This window comes from Clostridium sp. (assembly GCF_016650095.1).
Lineage (GTDB): Bacteria > Bacillota > Clostridia > Clostridiales > Clostridiaceae > Clostridium_AD.
In genome coordinates, this window is record NZ_JAENWL010000371.1 from 1 (window position 1) to 3,728 (window position 3,728).

Genomic DNA, 3,728 nt, shown 5'->3' on the forward strand with positions numbered 1-3,728 from the left:
AAAGTTTTTATTAAATCCAGTACTTGCATAAATATCAAAATTAAATGAAACCTCTTCAGCTATATCCGTGAATAATTTTTCTTCATATTCATCATTATTAAGTTGAAAAAGACTATAATTATATATATCTTTTTTAGAAATCAACACCCATATAATTTCGGGTTTGTTTTTTAAGAATAAATTCTTTGCAAATATTAAATCAAGCATTTCTTTAATAATTGTATGAGTATTTTCCACACTAACATATTTTTTTATATAAGATTTAATTTCTCCATTAATGAGATCAATTGCATTATAGCTTTCCATTACCATATCATATTTACTCTTAAATATTGTTGATTGCTTAAGCAGATATACAATTGATTCCAGAATTCTTTCAACCGGTATGACTATTTCATCTTTTAACAAATCAGTTATTTTCGCTTCCGTACTATGCACATAAATAACTGGTAAATAATCAATAGCAATAATGGATTGAATCATTTTAATGGTCTGTTCTTCATAACTATCAATATCTACTAGCAAAACAGTCGGTTCCCTTTTATATAGTTCAACCATAAGATTAGTTTTAGTAACACTATATACCTCGTAATCACTGCTTAAAAAACTTTTAACTCTTGAAACCTTAGTTTTATCACTTGTAAGAATGAAAATTATACCGCTCATCTATTTGACCACCTCATTAATCTTTGCTCGGAGCTTATCACTGGATATCGTATACTCTATATTTCCTCCCCCGATTTTAATACTGTTACCTATTTTTATAATTGGAAGCAGTATTTCTAATGAAATATCTTCTAAGGAGGTAAAATCAAACATAACATTAAGTGGACTTATAAATAACAACCCTTTTACTATAGTTTCTAGCCTTATATAATCCTTTCTATTTAGATGTTCATTAAAAAAAACAATAAATTCCCCCTCTTTATTCTCTACTTTAAAGCCATCTTTTATTTCCAAAGTTTTTTCTTTCTTGTAAGCCATGTCTTCCTCATTATTCTCTAGAACTTCATTTACAACTCCTAATAATTGACTAGACTCGATTGGCTTTATAATATAATGTTTAGCCCCATTTTTTAAAGCCTCGAAAACCATCTGCTTTTGATTTAATGCACTAACCATTATTATTTTTGCACTGCTATCTTTATTTATTATTTGCTTAACCACTTCCACGCCAGTCATTTTAGGCATTGTTATATCCATTGTAACTAAATCAGGCTTTAGCTCAGAATACAGTAATACCGCCTGTTTTCCATCAGCAGCTTCTCCAACAACCTCATGCCCGCTACCCGCAAATATTGATTTCAAATTTTTTCTCATTACTGTTGAATCATCTACAATTAATATTCTAGCCATTTAAGTTTCCTCCTCTAAGTAAGTGTCTTCTTCAACTAACAGCATATTAATACTAAATTCATACTCGCCACAACTTAATTCACAAGATAATATCTCCGATTGGGTATATTTAATATAAGCATCTGTATTTGACAAAACAGCAGGAATCCCCATATGAAATATATTCTTTGTATTTTCAAACCTACCAAATGTATTACCTAGAATTGTGTTGGATATTTCACCAAGAACATCTTCAACATAATCATTAATATTCTCTTTTGCTACTTCATCTATAATAAAACCTTGGACAAGCCTTTTCGCCATCGATTTATTAACACTTATCATAATTAAGGAATTTAATGTCCCTTTTAGACTAAATAGTGCTGTTATATTATTAAGAGAAATTATTTTTTTAGTTTCAATACCCTTCAACTTAAAATCTAGCCCTGTTTGGGAAAGTATAATATCCTTTGCATTCTTTATCATTTCCTCTGCAAATTTTTGTGGTGTGGTTACACTTTCTAATCTGTCATCAAGCTTTGGAAGAGTGATGGTGCACACAGTGCCCCTATCTTTTTCACTCTCTATATCGATTATACCCCTCGCCTCGCTAACATATTGTTTAACGGCGGACAATCCGACTCCTCTACCAGAAATATAAGTAGCATCTTCTTTTGTTGTTAATCCATCTTTATATATTAGCTCAAATTTTTGTATGCCTGATAAAGTGTTTAATTCTTCTTTAGTGCATATTCCTTCCTTTATACATTTTTGCTCAAGTGCGTCAACATTAATTCCTCTACCATCATCAGAAATTATTATCTGAAATTTTTCCTTAAGATCCTTTACTACGCATTGTATATTCCCTATCTGATCTTTTCCTTTGTTTAATCTTTCGTCTTCTGTCTCGATGCCATGATCAACAGAATTTCTAAAAATATGAACTAAACTTTTAAAAACTTCTTGATAATTACTTGTGTCAACCATTACATTATCTCCTGTTATATTAAAAGGTAATATATTTTTAGAAAGCCTTTCACCTAACTGCATGACATAATCCGGATAAGTCTTAAGTAAATCCTTAACAGATTTGTATCTAAGGCTTTTTATAAGAGGAAGAATAACTCTACTTTCCTTTCTGTTCAAAGACTCTTCAATTTTTTTCTCAATTTCAATAAGTTTCTCTTTTTCAATATAGAAAATTTCGCCTTCTTTTATAAAATCCTTCCCAACAAAAATTTCTAGTACATTTAAATCTTGCTCTAACCAATTATTCAGTTCAGCGTTATCTATTTGATTTATATTAAATTCATCCTTCTTTTCATATAACTTATTTTCAAGCTCATCAAGTTTAGGAACCAAGTTTACCATCATATACTGGCTAAAGTTCCCTTTAAACGTGTGTATCTGTCTAAGCATCCGCTCAGAATCTTCAGTCCTCGCTTCTTTAAAAGAATGAGATGCAAAGTCTTTATAAGCTACTACTAATTCTTTGAAATCATCTCTATTCATCATTGTTTTAACAACCATTTTTAAGATACTTCTCTCCTCATCCATTAGCTTTTCTAAAAGTCTCTTTTCTGTAATATCTGTTATTATTACCATTATTATATTTTCATTCACTTCATTTTTAACCACTTTATAAGACAAGTTTATAACCCTATTATTTATAGTAACCTCCTCAGGAAGCAGTGGAATATAAATCTTCTTATGATACTTACTAGAATTAAATATTTTAGTAAGTAAGTCATCTATAAAATTCTGCATATTCATGTCCTTTGGGTTAAGCAAAGAGGATAAAGTTTCTCCGGTAATAAATCCATTAAATAACTTTTCACATTCCAAGCTATATTCGTTTTGTATCCTTAAATCACTTCCAAAAGTCAAAAAGCCTTGTCCTACATTATTAAAAATATTTTTTAATTTGATATTCTTATTATCTAGTGATTTATTAACATTTTCTAGTGTTTCACTATTTTCTTGAAGTGTTAGATTTTGAGCTTCGAGTTCAGTATTCTGATTAGCGAAGGTGTCAACATATTCACTCATTCGTGACATAATTATATTTGTATAACTCGCAAGATTCTCAACTTCAATTATCGGCTTTTTAAATTTGATTTCGGTTTTTATTGCTGCTTCTATATTTCCGTCTGCAAGCTCCTTCATTTTCATTTCAAGGTCTGATAACGGCTTTACTATAACATTACTCAGCATATTGGCAATAAATCTTGATATTATTAAAATTATTAAAAATATAGCTATGCATATGATTATTAATCCTAAATATCCAAAAATAATTATGAATGGATTGAGTCTTACATTGATTACAAACAATTCTTTATTATCAATTACTACAGATTCCGATGTTGGTGTTTCAGTAATTAATTTTTGAA

The 3,728-nt window shown here is 29.4% G+C and carries 3 protein-coding genes; all 3 read right to left on the bottom strand.

Annotation, left to right across the window (positions count from 1 at the left end; translation table 11 throughout):
- Positions 1-666: hypothetical protein (locus JJE11_RS16440; protein ID WP_291637571.1), on the bottom strand; the 666-nt coding region annotated here is incomplete at its 3' end.
- Positions 667-1,356 (bottom strand): response regulator, encoded by a 690-nt coding sequence (locus JJE11_RS17805; RefSeq protein WP_366927953.1) that lies wholly within the window; start codon positions 1,354-1,356, stop codon positions 667-669.
- Positions 1,357-3,728 (bottom strand): ATP-binding protein (locus JJE11_RS16450; protein WP_291637573.1); only part of this gene is annotated, 2,372 nt, incomplete at its 5' end.

What these genes read in the sequence shown, in the direction of transcription:
- JJE11_RS17805 (WP_366927953.1), bottom strand. Translation starts at nt 1,356, where the DNA reads ATGGCTAGAATATTAATTGTAGATGATTCAACAGTAATGAGAAAAAAT.